Source organism: Luteibacter sp. (assembly GCF_035539195.1).
Classification (GTDB): domain Bacteria; phylum Pseudomonadota; class Gammaproteobacteria; order Xanthomonadales; family Rhodanobacteraceae; genus Luteibacter.
In genome coordinates this window covers 23,537-40,950 of record NZ_DATLIW010000027.1, presented here as the reverse complement: position 1 = coordinate 40,950, position 17,414 = coordinate 23,537, and the positions used below count along the sequence as shown (strand labels likewise).

At 67.2% G+C, this 17,414-nt stretch carries 11 protein-coding genes; 3 read left to right on the top strand and 8 right to left on the bottom strand.

The window, feature by feature from the left end; genetic code table 11:
- Positions 1-24: 24 nt before the first annotated feature.
- The 5 genes from VM621_RS08035 to VM621_RS08015 all read right to left on the bottom strand — a co-directional run bounded on the left by VM621_RS08035 (position 25) and on the right by VM621_RS08015 (position 6,373).
- Positions 25-1,308 (bottom strand): polyhydroxyalkanoate depolymerase, encoded by a 1,284-nt coding sequence (locus tag VM621_RS08035; RefSeq protein ID WP_325468445.1) that lies wholly within the window; start codon positions 1,306-1,308, stop codon positions 25-27.
- Positions 1,309-1,388: 80 nt separating this feature from the next.
- Complete coding sequence (locus VM621_RS08030) at positions 1,389-2,153, bottom strand: class I SAM-dependent methyltransferase (protein ID WP_325468444.1); 765 nt, start codon at positions 2,151-2,153, stop codon at positions 1,389-1,391.
- A gap of 31 nt (positions 2,154-2,184) precedes the next feature.
- Entirely contained in the window at positions 2,185-4,461 is a 2,277-nt protein-coding gene (locus VM621_RS08025; protein WP_325468443.1) for a xanthine dehydrogenase family protein molybdopterin-binding subunit, read from the bottom strand.
- Positions 4,458-5,006 (bottom strand): (2Fe-2S)-binding protein, encoded by a 549-nt coding sequence (locus VM621_RS08020; RefSeq protein ID WP_325468442.1) that lies wholly within the window; start codon positions 5,004-5,006, stop codon positions 4,458-4,460. Before VM621_RS08020 ends, VM621_RS08025 begins: the two co-directional genes overlap by 4 nt.
- A 47-nt stretch (positions 5,007-5,053) precedes the next feature.
- Entirely contained in the window at positions 5,054-6,373 is a 1,320-nt protein-coding gene (locus VM621_RS08015) for an APC family permease (RefSeq protein ID WP_325468441.1), read from the bottom strand.
- Between the two features lie 628 nt (positions 6,374-7,001).
- Between VM621_RS08015 and VM621_RS08010 the strand changes: the two genes are divergently transcribed.
- The 3 genes from VM621_RS08010 to murD are packed head-to-tail and all read left to right on the top strand — an operon-like array spanning position 7,002 to position 12,248.
- Complete coding sequence (locus tag VM621_RS08010) at positions 7,002-9,563, top strand: bifunctional aspartate kinase/diaminopimelate decarboxylase (protein ID WP_414674513.1); 2,562 nt, start codon at positions 7,002-7,004, stop codon at positions 9,561-9,563.
- Positions 9,560-10,909, top strand: a complete 1,350-nt coding sequence (murL, locus tag VM621_RS08005) for a UDP-N-acetyl-alpha-D-muramoyl-L-alanyl-L-glutamate epimerase (protein ID WP_325468439.1) — start codon at positions 9,560-9,562, stop codon at positions 10,907-10,909. The genes VM621_RS08010 and murL overlap by 4 nt, the downstream gene beginning before the upstream one ends.
- Complete coding sequence (gene murD, locus VM621_RS08000) at positions 10,896-12,248, top strand: UDP-N-acetylmuramoyl-L-alanine--D-glutamate ligase (RefSeq protein ID WP_325468438.1); 1,353 nt, start codon at positions 10,896-10,898, stop codon at positions 12,246-12,248. Before murL ends, murD begins: the two co-directional genes overlap by 14 nt.
- A gap of 111 nt (positions 12,249-12,359) precedes the next feature.
- Here the strand turns inward: murD and VM621_RS07995 are convergent, their stop codons facing one another.
- The 3 genes from VM621_RS07995 to VM621_RS07985 form a co-directional block, all read right to left on the bottom strand.
- Positions 12,360-12,623, bottom strand: coding sequence for a hypothetical protein (locus VM621_RS07995; RefSeq protein WP_046969445.1), 264 nt, complete (start codon positions 12,621-12,623; stop codon positions 12,360-12,362).
- Positions 12,620-13,786, bottom strand: a complete 1,167-nt coding sequence (locus tag VM621_RS07990; RefSeq protein ID WP_325468437.1) for a flagellar hook-length control protein FliK — start codon at positions 13,784-13,786, stop codon at positions 12,620-12,622. The genes VM621_RS07995 and VM621_RS07990 overlap by 4 nt, the downstream gene beginning before the upstream one ends.
- Positions 13,787-13,972: 186 nt before the next feature.
- On the bottom strand, positions 13,973-17,332 hold the full coding sequence (locus tag VM621_RS07985) for a hypothetical protein (protein ID WP_325468436.1): 3,360 nt from the start codon (positions 17,330-17,332) through the stop codon (positions 13,973-13,975).
- Positions 17,333-17,414: the final 82 nt, after the last annotated feature.

Sequence of the window (17,414 nt, the reverse complement as noted above, 5' to 3'; positions counted from 1 at the left end):
CATACAGGGCGAGCGGCAGGCGTCTTAGGCCTTGCGGTTGCCTTGGGCGCCGGTGTTGCTGTTGCCCTTGTCGAACTTCGCGATGAAGTCGCGGACATCCGGGTAGACCACGTCGCGCCAGCGGCGGCCGCTGAAGATGCCGTAATGACCGGCGCCTTTCACGGTAATGTGCTTCCTGCGCTTCTTCGGGATGCCCTTGCACAGGCCGTGGGCGGCTTCGGTCTGGCCGAGGCCCGAGATATCGTCGAGCTCGCCTTCGATCGTCAGCAGCGCGGTGTTCTTGATCGTGGCCGGCAGTACGCGTTCGCCGTGCACGTCCCACGTGCCCTTGGGCAGGCGGTGTTCCTGGAACACGGTTTCGATGGTGTCGAGGTAATACTCCGCCGGCATGTCGAGCACGGCGTTGTACTCGTCGTAGAACTTGCGATGCTGCTCGGCGTCGTCGAGATCGCCCTTGCGCAGGTTCTCGTAGAAGTCCCAGTGCGACATGACGTGGCGGCTGGGATTCATCGCCAGGAAGCCCGCGTGCTGCAGGAAGCCCGGATAGACCTCGCGGCCCGCGCCGGGATACTGGTACGGCACCTTGTGGATCAGCTGATTGCGGAACCACGACAGCGGACGCGTCGTCGCCAGGTTGTCCACGCTGGTCGGGCTCTTGCGCGTGTCGATCGGACCGCCCATGAGCGTGAGTGTCAGCGGCGTGTCTTCGCCGCGCGCGGCCATCAGCGAGACGGCGGCGAGCACGGGCACGGTGGGCTGGCATACCGACACGACGTGCGCACGATGCACGCCGACGTGACGGATGAACTCTTCGACATACGACACGTAATCGGCCAGCGAGAACGAACCCTGGTCGGTCGGGATCATGCGCGCGTCGACCCAGTCGGTGATGTACACCTTGTGGTCGCGCAGCAGCGTGCGCACCGTGTCGCGGAGCAGGGTGGAGTGGTGGCCGGAAAGCGGCGCCACGACGAGCACGGCGGGGTCGTTCTTCATCCGGTCGACCGTGGCCTGGTCGTCGGAGAAGCGCTTGAAGCGCTTCAGCGTGCAGAACGGCTTGGCCATGGCGACCTGCTCGACGATGGCGACATCGTGACCGTGCGCCTGCACCGTGTGGATGCCGAACTCGGGCTTCTCGTACGCCTTGCCCAGCCGGAACATGAGCTCGTAGCCCGCGGCGGCGCGGTCGGCACCAGGCATGCGGGCGAACGGGCTGGCGATGTCGCCAAACATCTTCGCGCTCGCTTCGGCCCAGTAGGTGAGGGGGCTGAGCATCGAGCGTTGGAATTCGTGCATGAGATAGAGCATGCAGGGTCCGGGGGGCGGGGAGGTGGCGCATCATAACCACTTGCGCCGCGTCATGTGTAAAGCCCCTGTTTTTGCTCGAATTAAATGCCAGCCTTGCGGCAGACCAGCAGGACTTCGTCCACCCCGGGCGCCGGGGCGAAGCCGGGCGAGAAGGTCAGGGCCTTCTGGAAGCGCACGCCGAGCGGCATGAACACCTTGTTGTACCACCACATGGCGCGAGCCCTCTGGTGGGTGAGGTACCACTGGCCGAGGTCGAGCAGCTTGGAGGACTTGGGCTGCATGCCATAGACGGCGCTGCGCTCGATGCTGAACCCGTGGCGCGCCAGCAGGGCGCGGATGGCTTCGGGCTCGTAGCGGCGGTAATGACCGACGAAGTCGTCGAAAGCGGTCCATGCCTCGGGGTGGAGCGGCACCGAGAGCAGCAGGCGGGCACCTGGCTCGGCCACGCGCGCGAGCTCGCCCAATGCGCCTTCGTCGTCCACCACATGCTCGAGGATGTCGAAGGCGCAGACGAAGTCGAAGGACGCATCGCGGAAGGGCAGCGCGCCGATCATGGCGTTGGCGACTCTCGCCCCGTGACGCGACAGCTCGGCCAGCGCAGGGCGGCTGAGGTCGACGAACTGCGTATCCGCCAGCGGAAGGCGGGGCCGCAGGCCCGGCGCCACCTCGAGGCGGCGCGAGGTCTGCGCCGCCAGTTCGGCCACCAGCGGCCAGGTGTTGAAGCGTTCGGGTGCGAACAGCTTCGCTTCCGACCACAGCGCGTCGTAGAAGCGCTTGTTGCTGCCGATCAGATCGGCGTCGGTGCGTGGGGCAGGTGGGCCCGAGGTAAAGGATGCAACGGTCATGCGGTACCTCGGGACGATGGAGAGCGAACGATCAGCGCAGGCGGGCAAACTCGCGGAGCAGGGGCAGGCGACGTACGCGCACCGCCGTGGCACGGAATACCGCGTTGGCCAGCGCCGGTGCCGCCGAGGGTACGCCGATCACGCTGGCGCCGGTCGGTTCGGCGGTCGACGGCACGATTGCCGTTTCGATCTCATAGGGCAGCGGCTGCGTGGTGGCGATCGGGTAATCGCGGAAGCCCGTCTGTTGCACTTTGCCATCCTTGATCGTGATGGCGAGGTTCAGGGCGGTGGACAGCGCGTCCATGGTCGCTCCCTGCAACTGGGCCTCGAGACCCAGCGGGTTGATGACGCGGCCGACATCGGCCACGCAGACCACCCGGTGGATGTCGATGCCGTCGGCCGTCGGGGCGACTTCGACCGCATGTGCGACGTAGGCGCCGAAGACATAGGCACAGGCGATCCCGAGGCCATTCTCGCTGCGCAGCCAGCGACTCCAGTCGATCTTTTCGGCGGCGAGCTTGAGCACGTTGGCCAGGCGGGCGGTGTCGATCGGGCCGCCGCGGCCGCTGTACGGCAGCTGGCGCGCGTCGCCGAGCAGGGCGAGGCGGAACTCGAGCGGATTGGCCTTGACCGCATGGGCCAGCTCATCGATGAAGCTTTCCGAGGCGAACGTCGGCGTCACGTGCGGAGAACCGCGCCACTCGCCACGGGCGAGCGTCGAGTCCAGCGGATACCAGTCGCTGCGGAAGTTCGGCACGAGGCCGGCCGGCAGGGCGTCGGCGACCAGTTCGGACTGCCAGAGGCGATCGCCGGGCACGGCGCGGCCCACCAGGGCGGACGGGCTCGCCATGCGTTGGTGCCAGCCGACGATCTTGTTGCCCTTGCCAAGCGAGGCGTTGAGGCGGTGCACGGCCATGGGCCGGTAGTAATCGCGGGCGAGATCGTCGTCGCGGGTCCACAGGACCTTCAGCGGGCGGCTGCGGATGGCGTCGTCCTTCTTGGCGAGGGCGATCGCCATCGCCTCGGCGATGTAGTCCTGCTCGAGGCGCCGGCCGAATCCGCCGCCGCCGCGGGGCACCTGGATGTCGATCTGGTCCGGGCGGAAGCCGGTCATCCGTTGCACCACCGTATAGACCTGGCGCGGCGACTGGGTCGCGGCGATCACGGTCACGCTGGTGTCCGGGTCCAGGCGAACGACGCAATTGGGCGTCTCGGCGGTGGCATGCGCCACCCAGGGCTGGAAATACGTGGCTTCGAGGGCCCGTGCCGCCTTCTTGCGGGCCAGGGCGACATCGCCGTCCTGGCGCACGATGCTCGGCGTGGCCGCGTCGTCGCCGAACAGCTCCAGCGCTTTCTGCTCCAGCGCCGAAGTCGACGGTTCGGGATGCTCCGGAGCTTTCCAGGTGGCCTTGAGTGCGGCGCGGCCTTTCATCGCGGACCAGGTGTCCTGGGCGAGCACGGCCAGTGCCGGCGCCTGCGCGGCCATGCCGGCGACCTGGCCCTGTTCCGGCGTGATGTCGATGACGTCGTAGACGCCCGGGACCTTCTTCGCGGCATCGCGGTCCGCCGTGTCGAGCGCGCCGCCCGGATACGGGCAGCGGGCGAGCACCGCGATCACCGGGTTGCCGAGGCTGTCGTCGAGCGCATAGCGCAGGCTGCCGGTCACGACGGCCGTGGCGTCGACGTCGCCTGCCGGCTGGCCGATGAGCGTATAGCGCTCGGGTTGCTTCAGCGGTGGCAGGGTTTTCGGTGCTTCGATGCCGGCCGCCGCCGCGGCGAGGTCGGCGTATGAAATCTGCCGTCCGTCGGCGGCGACAGCCATGCCGTTCTCGCCGCGCAGCTGGTCGGCGGGCACGCCGAGGCGACGGGCGGCCGCCTGCAACAGCAGCCAGCGCGCCAATGCACCGGCCTGGCGCAGGTCGGCCCAGGCCGCCGGAATGCTGGTGGCGTCGCCGCTGCGCTGGCGGCCGTAGGTGAAGCGCGGCTCGCCGTTGCCTTGCTCGATACCTAGCCCGAGCGGCTCGACGACGACGCGGTTCCAGTCGGCGCTCATTTCCTCGGCGATGATCCGTGCCAGCGAGGTCGAGGTGCCTTCACCGTTGTCGGGGTCGCGAACGCCGATGAAGATGCGGCCGTCTGCGGCGACCCGCAGATAGGGACCGACCTGGCTCCAGGCATCGCCGAGCAGGGCGACCGGGGTGGCTCGCTCGAGCGCCTGGGCGCTACCGATGCCGATCACCAGGGCGCCTGCCGTACCGGCGGCGTATCTCAGGAAACGACGGCGGGAAAGACGGACTTCACCGCTCATGCCTTGGCATCCTTCATCGTGCCCGCGGCACGCTTGATGGCCTTGCGGATGCGGCCATAGCTGCCGCAGCGGCAGAGGTTGCCGATCTTGTCGATGTCCGCGTCGGAAGGATTCTTCTGGCGCGAGAGCAGGTCCACCGCCGCCATGATCTGGCCGGGCTGGCAGAAGCCACACATGATGGCGTCCTCGTCGATCCACGCCTGCTGCACGGGATGCAGCTTGCCGTCGGCACCGGCGAGGCCTTCGACCGTGGTGACGCGCTTGCCGCGCATGGTTTCCATCTTGGTCTGGCAGGCGGCGACCGCCTTGCCGTCGACGATCACCGTGCAGAACCCGCAGTCGCCCTGATCGCAGCCGTATTTGGCGCCGGTCAGGCGGAGCGTGTCACGCAGATACCAGAGCAGGGGCATGCCCGCCTCGCCGGTGTGGCGATAGCGCTTGTCGTTGACGATGAGGTCGATGCCTTCACGTACGGGTTTGGGCGCCGGTTGATTGGCATCCTTGTGGGGGACGGGTACGGGAGACGTCGGGCCTTGCTGTGCCATCTGCTTTCCTCAGCTGAACCGAGCCATTGTGGCATCGGTGTCCCTGTTCAGCGAGTCACTTTACTGAACAGACGTCGCCACACCGCGTAGACGGGGAGGCCGGCAAGGACCACCAGGCACACGACGCCCGCGCTCAGCGGCTTATCCAGGCTGTACGCCACGACCACGCCGATCACCACGACGAGGAAGATCAGCGGCAGCAGCGGGTAGGCCGGCGTGGCGAAGGCGGGGCGCTCGGTGCTGTGCCGGCGGTACCAGAACAGCGTGGCGATGGTTACCGCGTAGGCGGCCCAATCGCCGAACGCGGCGAAGTCCAGCAGCTGACCGTAGTTGGCCAGCAGCACGAGCACGATGGCCCAGGCCGACAGCATCATCAGGGCGATGTTGGGCGTGCGATAACGCGGATGCAGCCGTGCCACGCTGCCGAAGAACAGGCCGTCCTGTCCCATCACCTGCAAGACGCGCGCGCCGGCGACGAGGGTGATGTTGCAGAAGCCCAGCGTGGAAATGGCGATGCCGATGGCGATCAGCTTGGCGCCGGCCGCGCCGAAAACACGGCTCATCACGTCCGCGGCGGGCGCGTTGCTGTTGGCCAGCCCGTCGTGGCCGAGCACAGCCAGATAGGCATAGTTGACCAGCACGTAGGCCGCGATCACCACCAGCATGCCGACGACCAGCGCACGTGGCAGCGTGCGCTGCGGGTCGCGCACCTCGCCGGCCAGGTTGTTGAGGTAGCTGAACCCGGAAAAGGCGAAGAGCACCGGCAGCAGGGCACCGGCCAGCGAACCGGTCACCGCGGTCGGGCTGGTGGCCAGCGCCTGCGTGGCACCGGCGCCGGCGCCGGCGAAGGCCAGGCCGGTGACGACGAGCACGGTGATCGCGGCCAGCTTGAGGATGGCGAAGACGTTCTGGACCTGCGCGCCGAAGCGGATGCCGAACAGGTTCAGGCCGGTGACGAAGACCAGGGCGCCGACGGCCAACGGTTTGACCAGATCGGGCGACAGGCCGAACACGGCGGTGGCGTAACTGCCGAAGATGGTCGCGACGGCGGCGCTGCTGCCGCTGTAGATCACCAGGAGCATGGTCCAGCCGAAGAGGAAGCCGGACAGTCTGCCGAAGGCCTCCCGCAGGTAGACGTAGCTGCCGCCGGCTTCCGGGCGGCGCGCGCCGAGTTCGGCGTAGCACAGGCAGCCGATGAGGGTGAGCAGGCCGCCGGCCACCCAAAGGCCGAGCAGCACCCAACCCGAGGCGGTGCGCTGCGCGACGATGCCCGGATTGAGGAAGATGCCGCCGCCGATGATGCCGCCAACGACGATCAGGGCGGCGTCCATCAAGGTGAGGCGGCGGGCGTATCCGGGATTTTCCATGGCGTGTCGGCGGCCTTCGAGAATGAGGCGAGGAGAATGGCTTGCTCTGCGCTGATTTGGAAGGTTCGTTGTGTATTTCGCGGGGGCGGCTCGCCTTCGGCCTCGCGTTTTGCGGCTCGCGTTGCGTCGCAAGAGCCGGCGGGTCTCACCCTCGGGGCACCGTCTACGGCGACCCGCGTCGGAAGGGCCGCGTGCCGCGGCCGTTTACTTATTGCCCTACGGGCCGGGTCGGGCTTCGTTCGACGCGATAGGGCCGCACCTCGACGTTACGAGGACGATGTTGTGGGAGCCGATTCATCGGCGATGTTGTGGGAGCCGCTTCAGCGGCGATCTTGTGGGAGCCGATTCATCGGCGATCCCGCGGCAGCGGGCCAGGGTGCGGCAAGCTCCCATCGCCGCTGAAGCGGCTCCCACAGTAAAAGCGCCCCCAGTCGGAGCCCTCGCCTGCGCTAATCGCCCCGAGGGTGAGACCCGCCGGCTCTTGCGACCCAACGCAACGCGACACACGGCAAGCCTTCGATTGCCTTTTTTCCGTTGCAGCGCAACACTTCGGGGGTTTTTCACTGCAAAGAATCCCGTGAGCGAAAACGCATACGCGCCGTTGCCCGCCAACGCGCCCTGGATCGTCATGAAGTTCGGCGGCACCTCCGTGGCCACCGCCGCACGTTGGCGCAATATCCTCGAGCTGGCCGCCAGACGCCGCGCCGAAGGCGCGCGCGTGCTGATCGTGGTCTCGGCCCTGTCCGGTATCACCGATGGCCTGAAACAGCTTTGCACGCACTCGGATTCGAAACGTCGCTCGGACGCGGCCGCCGCCCTGGCCGATCGCCATCATGCCCTGCTCGCCGAGATGTCGCTGGCGCTGCCGGAGACCCTCGGTGCGCGCCTGGCAGACCTGGCCGCCCTGGCGGAAGGTGGACCGGCGGCGCTGGGCGAACTGGCATGGCAGGCACGTGTGCAGGCGCATGGTGAGCTGATGTCGAGCGCACTGGGTGCGGCTTTCCTCAGTGCGAACGGCTTGCCGACCACCTGGGTGGATGCCCGCGAGTGCCTGCACTCCGTGGCCCTGCCCAACCAGAACGAGCGCACGCGTCTGCTCTCGGCGATGGTCGAGCCGCATCACGACCCCGCCCTCTCCGCCGCGCTGGCGGCCCGTGGCGAGGTCTTCATCACCCAGGGTTTCATCGCCTGCGACGAGGCCGGGCGTACCGTGCTGCTCGGTCGCGGTGGTTCCGACACCTCGGCTGCCTACTTCGGCGCGCTGCTGTCGGCGTTGCGGGTGGAGATCTGGACCGACGTCGCCGGCATGTTCAGCGCCAATCCGCGCCAGGTGGCCGGTGCCCGGCTGCTCCAGCGCCTGGACTACGAGGAAGCCCAGGAAATCGCTTCCACGGGCGCGAAGGTGCTTCATCCGCGCTGCCTGTCGCCGTTGCGCGAGCCGCGTGTTCCCCTGCTGATCAAGGACACCAACCGGCCCGAGCTGGAAGGCACGTCGATCGGTCCCGAGGTGCGTGAACATGCGCCGAGCATCAAGGCGATCAGTGCGCGCAAGGGCATCACCCTGATCTCGATGGAATCGGTGGGCATGTGGCAGCAGGTCGGCTTCCTCGCCGACGTGTTCGACGCCTTCAAGCGTCATGGGCTATCGGTGGACCTGATCGGTTCGGCCGAGACCAACGTGACCGTGTCGCTGGACCCGACCGAGAACCTGCTCGACTCCGACGCGATCGCCGCGCTGGCGGCGGATCTGGCGCGCGTGTGCCGGGTGAAGGTCATCGCACCTTGCGCGGCCATCACCCTGGTCGGCCGCGGCATGCGTTCCATGCTGCACAAGTTGTCCGGTGTGTTGGCCGAGTTCGGCCAGTTGCGCGTGCACCTGATCTCGCAGTCGTCGAACAACCTCAACATCACCTTCGTCGTCGACGAGGACGTGGTCGACGACATGCTGCCGCGACTGCACGAACTGCTGATCGGCGCGGGCGCCCTGCGCACAGACGACAGCATGGTCTTCGGCCCGTCCTGGCAGACCCTCTATGGGGCCGGCGACCCAGTGCTGCCGGCGGCGGCGTGGTGGCAGGGCGAGCGCACGACGCTGCTTCGACTGGCCGACGAGCGCACGCCGCGTTACGTCTACCACCTGCCGACGGTGCGCGCGCAGGCGCGTCGCGTGAAGTCGCTGCGTGCCGTGGATCGGGCGCATTACGCGGTGAAGGCGAACACGCATCCGGGCATCCTCACCGTGCTGGCCGAGGAAGGCTTCGCGTTCGAATGCGTTTCGCCCGGCGAGCTCGCCGTGGTGTCCGCCCACGTGCCGGATAACGTGCCCCTGCTGTTCACCCCCAACTTCGCTGCGCGTCGCGATTTCGAAGCCGCCTTGCAGACCCGGGCGACGATCACCATCGACGCCCTGCATCCGATCGAACACTGGGGCGAGCTGTTCGCCGATCGCGACATCATGCTGCGTGTCGATCTCGGTCGCGGCCTCGGTCACCACGACAAGGTGAAGACCGGCGGCACCGGCAGCAAGTTCGGCGTGCCGATCGAACACCTCGATCGCTTCCTTCGCCTGGCCGATGCGGCCGGCGCGCGCGTGATCGGCCTGCATGCGCACCTGGGCTCGGGCATCCTCGACGCCGCCCATTGGGGCGAGGTCTACTCGCAGCTCGCAGCCCTGGCGGAGCGCATCGGCACGATCCGCGTGCTCAACATCGGTGGCGGCCTGGGCGTGCCCTCGCATCCCGGCGAGACCGCGCTGGACATGGCCGCACTCGACCGCGTGCTCACCTCCGTACGCCAGGCCTACCCACAGTTCGAATTGTGGATGGAGCCGGGCCGCTACCTCGTCGCCGACGCGGGCGTCCTGCTGGCGAAGGTCACCCAGGAAAAGGAGAAGGGCGCAGGCATGCGCTACCTCGGCCTCGACACCGGCATGAACAGCCTCATCCGTCCGGCGCTTTACGACGCCTGGCACGAGATCGTCAACCTCAGCCGTTACGGTGAACCGGCCACGACGATGTACCAGGTCGTCGGTCCGATCTGCGAGTCAGGCGATATCCTCGGTTCGGACAGACGCCTGCCCGAGTCGAAGGAGGGCGATGTGATCCTCGTGGCACAGGGCGGCGCCTACGGTGCCGCCATGGCCTCCCGCTACAACCTCCGTGACGAAGCCGACGAGGTGCTCCTGCCGTGACCGATACGCCCATCGATCCGCGCGCCAGCCAGCGCTTCCGCTTCGTTCGCCATGCGTTTGCCGATGGCGTCGCCGAACTCGTCTATGCCTTCGATAACGGCCCGGAACTGATCGAGCGCGTGACCTTCCCCGGTGCTCCCGCGGTGCCGGCGGAACGCGAGGCGGCGTTCGCCGCTGCGCTGCGCCTGCTTCATCTGGTCGCCGGCGTCAGCTACTACAAGGCCGGCATTCCGGAAACCATCGTCGTCGAAGGCGACGCGCTCGACGAAGACAGCGCAGCCATGCTCGATGCGCTGTACCTGCATGGGCTGGCCGAGTTCGCTTATCGCAATCGCCTCGACCTGCGCTCGCGCATTGCCTTTCCGTTCGAGCGTAAGGCGCCCACGCGCGCGCCGGCGATCGGCTTGCCGCAGCGTTCGCTGCTGCCCATCGGCGGTGGCAAGGATTCGGTGGTGGCGGTCGAGGCCGTGAAGTCGATCGGCGCCGACGCGACGGCGACCTGGGTCGGCAACTCGCCGCTCATCGCCGAATGCGCGGCGCGGACCGGGCTGTCCACGTTGAACATCTCGCGCGAACTCGCACCGGGCCTGTTCGAGCTCAATCGTCTCGGTGCGTGGAATGGCCACATTCCGGTGACCGCCATCAACTCGGTGATCCTTACCGTGGCGGCAGTGCTGTACGGTTACGATTCGGTGGTCTTCGCCAACGAGCGCTCCGCGTCCGTCGCGACGCTCGAATACGAAGGCCAGGAAGTGAACCACCAGTGGAGCAAGGGATTCGGTTTCGAGAAGACCTTGCACGACTACATCCATACGCATGTCGCCGCCGACCTCGACTACTGCTCGCTGCTGCGGCCATGGTCCGAACTGGCCGTGACCAGCGCTTTCGCCCGTCTTGGCGGCGCGTACTTCGACGTGTTCTCCAGCTGCAACCGCAATTTCCGCATTCTCGGCCCCAAGCCGGCGGATCGCTGGTGCGGTCAGTGTCCGAAGTGCCATTTCGTGTTCCTCGCGCTGGCGCCGTTCATGGCCAAGCCGCGGCTGGTCTCGATCTTCGGGCGCAACCTGCTCGACGACGACGCGCTTGCCGGTGCGTTCGATGCGCTGTTGGAATACAAGGATCACAAGCCCTTCGAGTGCGTCGGCGAAGGTGCCGAGGCGCGCGCCGCCATGGCGGCACTGGCCGAGCGCCCGGAGTGGCGCGAGGATGCGCTGGTGGCGCGCTTCCGGCGCGAGATCCTGCCGCAGCTGGATCGCGACGAACTCGCGCTCGAACCGTGGTTGAAGCCGGGTGCATCGCACCTGGTGCCGCAGCGGCTGGCCGGAGCGCTGGATGCGCTGGGCTGATCTTGTCGGTCGACGCGTCGCCGTCTGGGGTTTCGGTCGCGAAGGGCGTGCGGCGCTGAATGCACTGGCGCGGCACGTGCCGGGCCAGCCGGTCGATCTGTACTGCGCGGCCGATGAAGTCGACGCGGCGCGCAGCGCCTTTCCGGCGGCGCGCGTTCGCGACGTCGCGCCGGATGCCGATGCACTGGCCGGCTACGACATCGTTATCAAGTCGCCGGGCATTTCAGCCTACAAGCCGGAACTGCTCGACGCCCAGGCGCGCGGCACCTGCTTCACTTCCGGCACCGCGCTGTGGTTTGCCGCACATGAGATGGCGAACACCATCGCGGTGACGGGCACCAAGGGCAAGAGCACCACCTCGGCGTTGATCGCCCACCTCGCCCGGTCGCTCGGTGTGCGTACCGGGCTAGCCGGTAACATCGGTCTCCCCTTGCTCGAACTGGACGACGCGACGGCCGACCTCTGGGTGATCGAGCTATCCAGCTTTCAGACGGGCGACGCATCGGGCGTGAGTCTGGGTGTGGTGACCAGCCTGTACGAAGAACATCTGGATTGGCACGGCTCGCGCGAGCGCTATGTCGACGACAAGCTGAAACTGCTGTCTTCGTCGGCGGCGGTGCTGGTCAATGCGATGCAGCCGGCGCTGTTGGTCCGCGCTGCCGATCACCCAGGGCTGCACACCTTCGGCGATACCGCGCACTGGCATGTCGCGGATGGCTGGATTCGCCGGGGCGACGAAAACATCATCCGTGCCGATCGCGTATCGGCTCCCGGACTGCACAACGCGATCAATGCCTGCGCGGCCCTGGCCGCACTCGAGATCTCGGGGCTGGATGCGCGTGCCGCGGCACCCGCCGTGTCGAGTTTTGTGCCACTACCGCATCGCTTGCAGCCCCTGGGCAAGCGCGATGGCCTCGACTGGATCAACGACTCGATCAGCACCACGCCATTGGCCAGCCTCGCCGCACTGGAAACGGTCGGTGGCGCGCGTGCCGCGCTGATCGTGGGCGGCCACGACCGGGGCCTCGACTGGACACCGTTCGTCGAGGCGATGCGTATCCATGCGCCCGAGGCGATCGTCTGCCAGGGTCGCAATGGGCCGCGTATCGCCGATGCCCTGGAGGACGCCGGGGTTCCGAACGTCTACCGTGCGCTCGATCTCGCCGCTGCGGTGGGCGCCGCACGCGATGCGCTGCGCGGTGACGGTGTCGTCGTCCTGTCGCCGGGCGCGCCGAGCTTCGATCAGTTTCGTGACTACGCCGAGCGTGGGCAGCGCTTCGCCGAGCTTGCCGGCTTCGAATCCGACGCAGCCCATATCCAGGGCCTCGGCGTCGGCTGATCGTTTGCCGAGCGTGGGTCTGTGCGGGGTTGGGCGGTTGGTGTGGGAGCCGCTTCAGCGGCGATGGGTGCTGGCGATCCGTCGCAGGTGGCACTCAATCGCGCATGGCACTCAATCGCGCGTTGCGCTCAACAACGTGCCGACCACCGCGGCCAACGCCGCATACAACTCCGGTGGAACGTCGTCGCGCAGCCGTACGGCCGCGAGCAGCGTAGCGATCTGCGGATCCAGCTGCGGTGCGAGGCCAAGCGCCTGCGCACGTTCGAGCATCGACTTCACGCCGGCGGCGTCGATACGCTGGTTGCTGCCGTTGCTGGTGGGCGAGGCAAGACGAAGCGTCACGCTGCGCCGGGGCGATGGAAGGGACTGGGTCATGCGCGTGCTTCGAGCAGGACCGCGCTGTAGGCGCTGGTCGGAACCGGGAGGCCGTGCATGCAGGCGAAGTGGTCCAGTTGCAGGCCACTCGTTTCGAGTTGCCGGCGCAACGACATGAATTCGGCTTCCAGGCGCGCGACGGTCTCGCCGTGCTGGGCCCACAGGCGCACCGAAACGCGCGGCACGCGAAGCTGGATTTCGCCCTGCACGGCGCCCAGCGTCGGCGGATCGATGGCGAAACCGATGGTCCACATGCCATCCGGCTCGGACGGGCCCGGTTTGCCCTCTTCGATACGCAGCTGCAGTACGTCGTAGCCGCGTACGCCGGCCAGCGGAATCTCGATCATCCACAGGCCCGCTGGGGGCTGGGATTCCAGCTGGCCGATCTCGACACGGGCCACGGCGGCGCGAACGTCGCCGCGCAGTTGGGTGACCACGTCGTCGACGTTCTCTTCGGTCACGGCGACCTGCGCGGCGCGCGGCTGTGCGACAAGGGCCCGCTGTGCCAGTGGCGGAGGGGTGTCGTTGAGCGGACGCGCGGCACCCTGGGCGGATGCCTGGGCGGGACGAGCGGCCGGAAGGTCGGCAAGGGTGCGACGAAGGGCGAGCAAGGCCGCCTTGAAATCGTCGGCGGCCGGCGTCTCTTCTTTCGGCTCGGCGAGATGCGCTTCGAGGAAGGCGCCACTCCTGGCGATGGCTTCTTTCATGCCGAGCGGCGAGCTGACGTCGTCCGGCGTGCTGATCGCGGCTTCCAGCGTGGCCAGCGCGGCGCGCAGCGGCGCGGGCAGGGTCCGGGCAATGGGCCGGCTGGCCAGCGCGGACAGCACGCCCAGCAACTGGGCGTAGCCGTTCTGCTGGGGCAGTCGTTCGCGCAGGCCCTGCATGGCGACCTGTTCGTCCACTTTGCCGGGGATGACTTCCAGTTGGGGCTGGATGCCCTGGGTCAGCACGCGCACCTGGAACTGCTGGGGCAGGGATGTGCCTGCCGCGTCGGCTTCGACCGTCAGGCCGCCGATGTCGAGAAGAAGCTTGCCGATATCGGTCTGCCCCAGGATTCGCGCCGTCAGCAGGGTGCCCACGCGCCAAGTATCCGCGGCCGCGGTGGTGCCCGAGACCGCGCCCGCCCAAAGCTGGGCAGCGATACTGGTCGGCTGGATGATCAAGGGCAGGTCCTCCCGAGGGCCTGGGCGAGTCCGGCTGGGCGCGCTCCTGTGGTTTAGGAGATCGGCGGATGCTTGCGAAACTTTAGGGGAGGGCTGGCGGCAGCCCGCCTCGAGCGGACCCGGGCCAGCCAGGGGCGGGGCCGGTGTCGAACCGGTCCCGCCCCTGGGCATGGCAAGGTCGCGGGCCTATGGCAGCTTGACCGTCAGCACCGGGAACGCACGCGCCGTGCTCTCGCTGCCGCCATCGAGCGATACCTTGAGCACGATTTTCAGTTCCGTGTTGGCACCCAGGGTGTTGAGGTAGCTGGCCGGGATCGTCTGCGCCAGGCCATCCCTGACCTCGTTCGCCGTCAGGTGGGTGGGCGGCAGGCGCAGTTCCAGGTCCGCCCGGGCACCTTTTGCGTCCTTGCCTTCGCAGCGAAGCCAGAGCGCCTGGTCTTCCTGAGCATACGGCCAGGGCGCGACGGTTACCGTGGCGCCATCGGCGGCGGTACGGCGATCGAGTGTGCCGCTCGTGGCCGCCTTGGGCATGGCTGGCGTGGGCAGGACGAGTGGATCGAGCCTGGCGGGGAGGACCGTTCGCCAGCTGTTATGAACGAAGGCAACTCCGGAACGCTTATCAGGCCGGCTATGTTCGCAGGTGAATTCAATACTTTTTTCGACATGCCTGGTGAGAATATCTGCGGGTACGGCGCACCGGGCGTCGGGCGAGTCGGCCGCCATTGACGCCGAGGTCCAGATTTTTTCCATCCCTTTTGCCGGATCCGGACTCAGGATGGACGCCCAATATAGGACGGTATCGCCCGGCTGAATGGGATCGGAAGATCGCAGAAGGATGGATACCTCCCCTGCCGCATCGATGTACACATCCGGAGCGGTTTTCCTGATCTTCGCCGGATGCACTATCACAGGGCTTGCCTCGGTCGGTGTCCCAGCCGCAGGCTTGGTCGTGGGTGCCGTTTGCGTCGGCTTCGGACCCGGCTTCGGCGTCGCCTTCGGATCCGGCTTCGGCGTCGGCTTCGAGGGCGGAGCCGGTTCCGGCTGTGTCACGTCGACCTGGACGACGATGGACTCCCTGACGACGGGTATTTGCCAGCCGATCAGTTGAACGACAGCACTTCCCACGTACCTGCCCGGTGGAAGATGGGCGTTCTGGCTCGAGACGAACCGCACACACAGTCTGGCGGAACGGTCGTCGACGTTATCCTTCGCGGGCCTGTAGCTGCCGAAACGCCGCGGAGGCGAACTGCCGCCGTCACGCGGGAACGGCCAGCGACCGGCGTGCAGAATGACGCGATGGGCGTTGCCCGCACTGTCGACAGCCGGGATGCTGATTTCCCAGCTGCCAAGCTCGAAGACCAGGCCAACCGGGCCGACGTCTTCCGTCGTCGCTACGAAACCGAAATTCGACTTGAGCGAGGGGTCGAGCTGGGGTTCGATCTTCGCCCACTCACTCGTCCTGGCGGTCACGGTTCTGCATCCGGGGATGTCGAGCTTGAGCTCGGGGAACGCCGTGCCCTTGCTTTCGTCGCCGCTTCCGTCGAGCGAGATTTTCAGCACGACCCTCAGTTGTGCGTAGTCACCCAACGCGTCGAGATAATCGGGCGGAATCGAAAGGTCGAGGCCATGCCGCGCTTCTTCCTCCGTGATCCCGGCCGGCGGAAGACGCAGATCGTGATCGTGCGTGCTGCCATCGGCCTTGATGCCCACGCACCTTAGCCAGATGCTCTGACCCTTCTGGATATACGCCCAGGGCGCCACCGTGATCGTCGCGCCGTCGAGCGTGTCCCGCCGGTCGATGGCATGGTTCGCACGGACCTGCGGGGCGACCGGCGTAGGGAAGGTCGGGTTGTCCAACTGCCCGGCCTCGGGCAGCATGACCTCCACGGCCGGTGAGGTGGTCGACTTGCCCGCCTCATCGACGGTGTAGGCCACGCTCAATCGCTTACCCGCATTGGCGCCGAGCATCGCTCGCGCGATGGGCAGGGTCAGGCCCCTGCCATTCCAGCTCTGCGCTGTCGTGCTGACGGCCTTTCCATCCGCGCCGGTGTAGGTGACCACGACGGTGGTGCCTGCCGGGACCGAGGGATGAGGGGCGATGGACACGGACGGCCCCTGGCTGCCGATGACCACACGCGGCGCGGAAAAGCCTGCCGGGACGACCACCGGTGGCTTCTTCGGATTCCCCGCCGGAGCCGGGCCGGCCGGCGCGCCGGTTTCCGCGGCCGAGCGAAGCTCGCGCACGCCCTGTGCAAACGTCTCGCCGCCGTCGGCGGCCGTATAGTCGACCGTAACGACGATATCCTCCAGCAACCCCGTGGCATCGCGCTTGACTGTGGATAGCAAGGTGTCCTTGTCGCCGGGGAAGGACAGCGTCCAGTTCGAAATCGCACCCGTGCCTTCGAAGGGCAGGTAGCGGTCGTCACCGAAGGTCAGGCTGAACAAGCCGCTGTAGCCATCGATATCGATGACGGGTTTGGTTGTCGACACCGCGATCTTCTGTTCGTGCCGAAGGTTTGCCAGGACCGTGCCCGGGTCGGGTTTGCTGTTGTCGTAGATGTAAGCCGCACCCTCGATATCGGGCTTGATGAGGAGGGTGTTGCTGGTCTGCGTCAGCACGGCGGCGATGCTTTGCACCTCGTTCGACGAGGCCATCCGGAAGGTGACCGAGACGCCCACGATCTGCCGCAGGTAGTGGCCGGGGAAGTCGGCGTCGTAGAGTGAGGATGGCAGGGCGAAGGTGATCGCCTGCTTGTTCTCGATCTCCGTCGCCAGTGCGTTTGCCGTCAGGCCGTTGAGCTTCGCCAGCGAGACCGTCTTGCGGATATGCATGCGCCGCTCGCGGCCGCGCAGGTAGGCGGCCTCCATCTGTGTCAGGTCGCGCTGGAGGGCATCACCCGCGAGCATGCCGCGCCAGTTGTCCATCCATGCGCCGGGTTTGATGAAGCGGGTGGTGAAATCACCGGTTTCGTAGCGCCAGCAGTCCTGCGCCGCGAGGCACAGGGACATCACGGCGTCGTAAGCGGCCGCATAGATGTCGGACAAGTGCGCGATCATCCAGACATAGGTCGGTCCGATCGCAAAGCCTGTCGTCATGAAGATGTATTCCTCCTTCATGATGGCCTGCCTGGCTTTCTCGTTCTCGACGGTGAGCGTCGCCGCGCGGATCTGGATGTCTTGCTCGGCGAGCTGGCGGTCGATGACCGCCAGCTCGCAGTTGGCCTGGACGACTTCGTTCTTCCAGCCGGCGCGATCGCGTTCGAAACTCGCCTGCCAGCGCAGCTCATCGGTGGTGAAGGCAGCGATTTCCCCCATCGTACCGAGAGTCGCGCCGATTTCGGTGGCGAGCCGTCCTGGTTTGTGACCGCCATTGGCCATCCCGAAGATGTTCGGGAATGTCCCAATCGATGCGCCGACGGTGTTGAACGGAATCGCCATCGCTTTCCATGCGGTCGCAAGGCTCGCCGTCGTGCTGGCTGCCTGCTCCATGGCCAGGTGGCCGTCATCGTCCAGCCCTTGATAGTAATCGCGACGTCGTTCGACCATGCGCCGGCTGGCCACCAACGTCTCGCGACCCGCTCGCGCTGCCGCCAGCGCCTGCAATTCCAGCTGGAGCGTGAAATCGGCC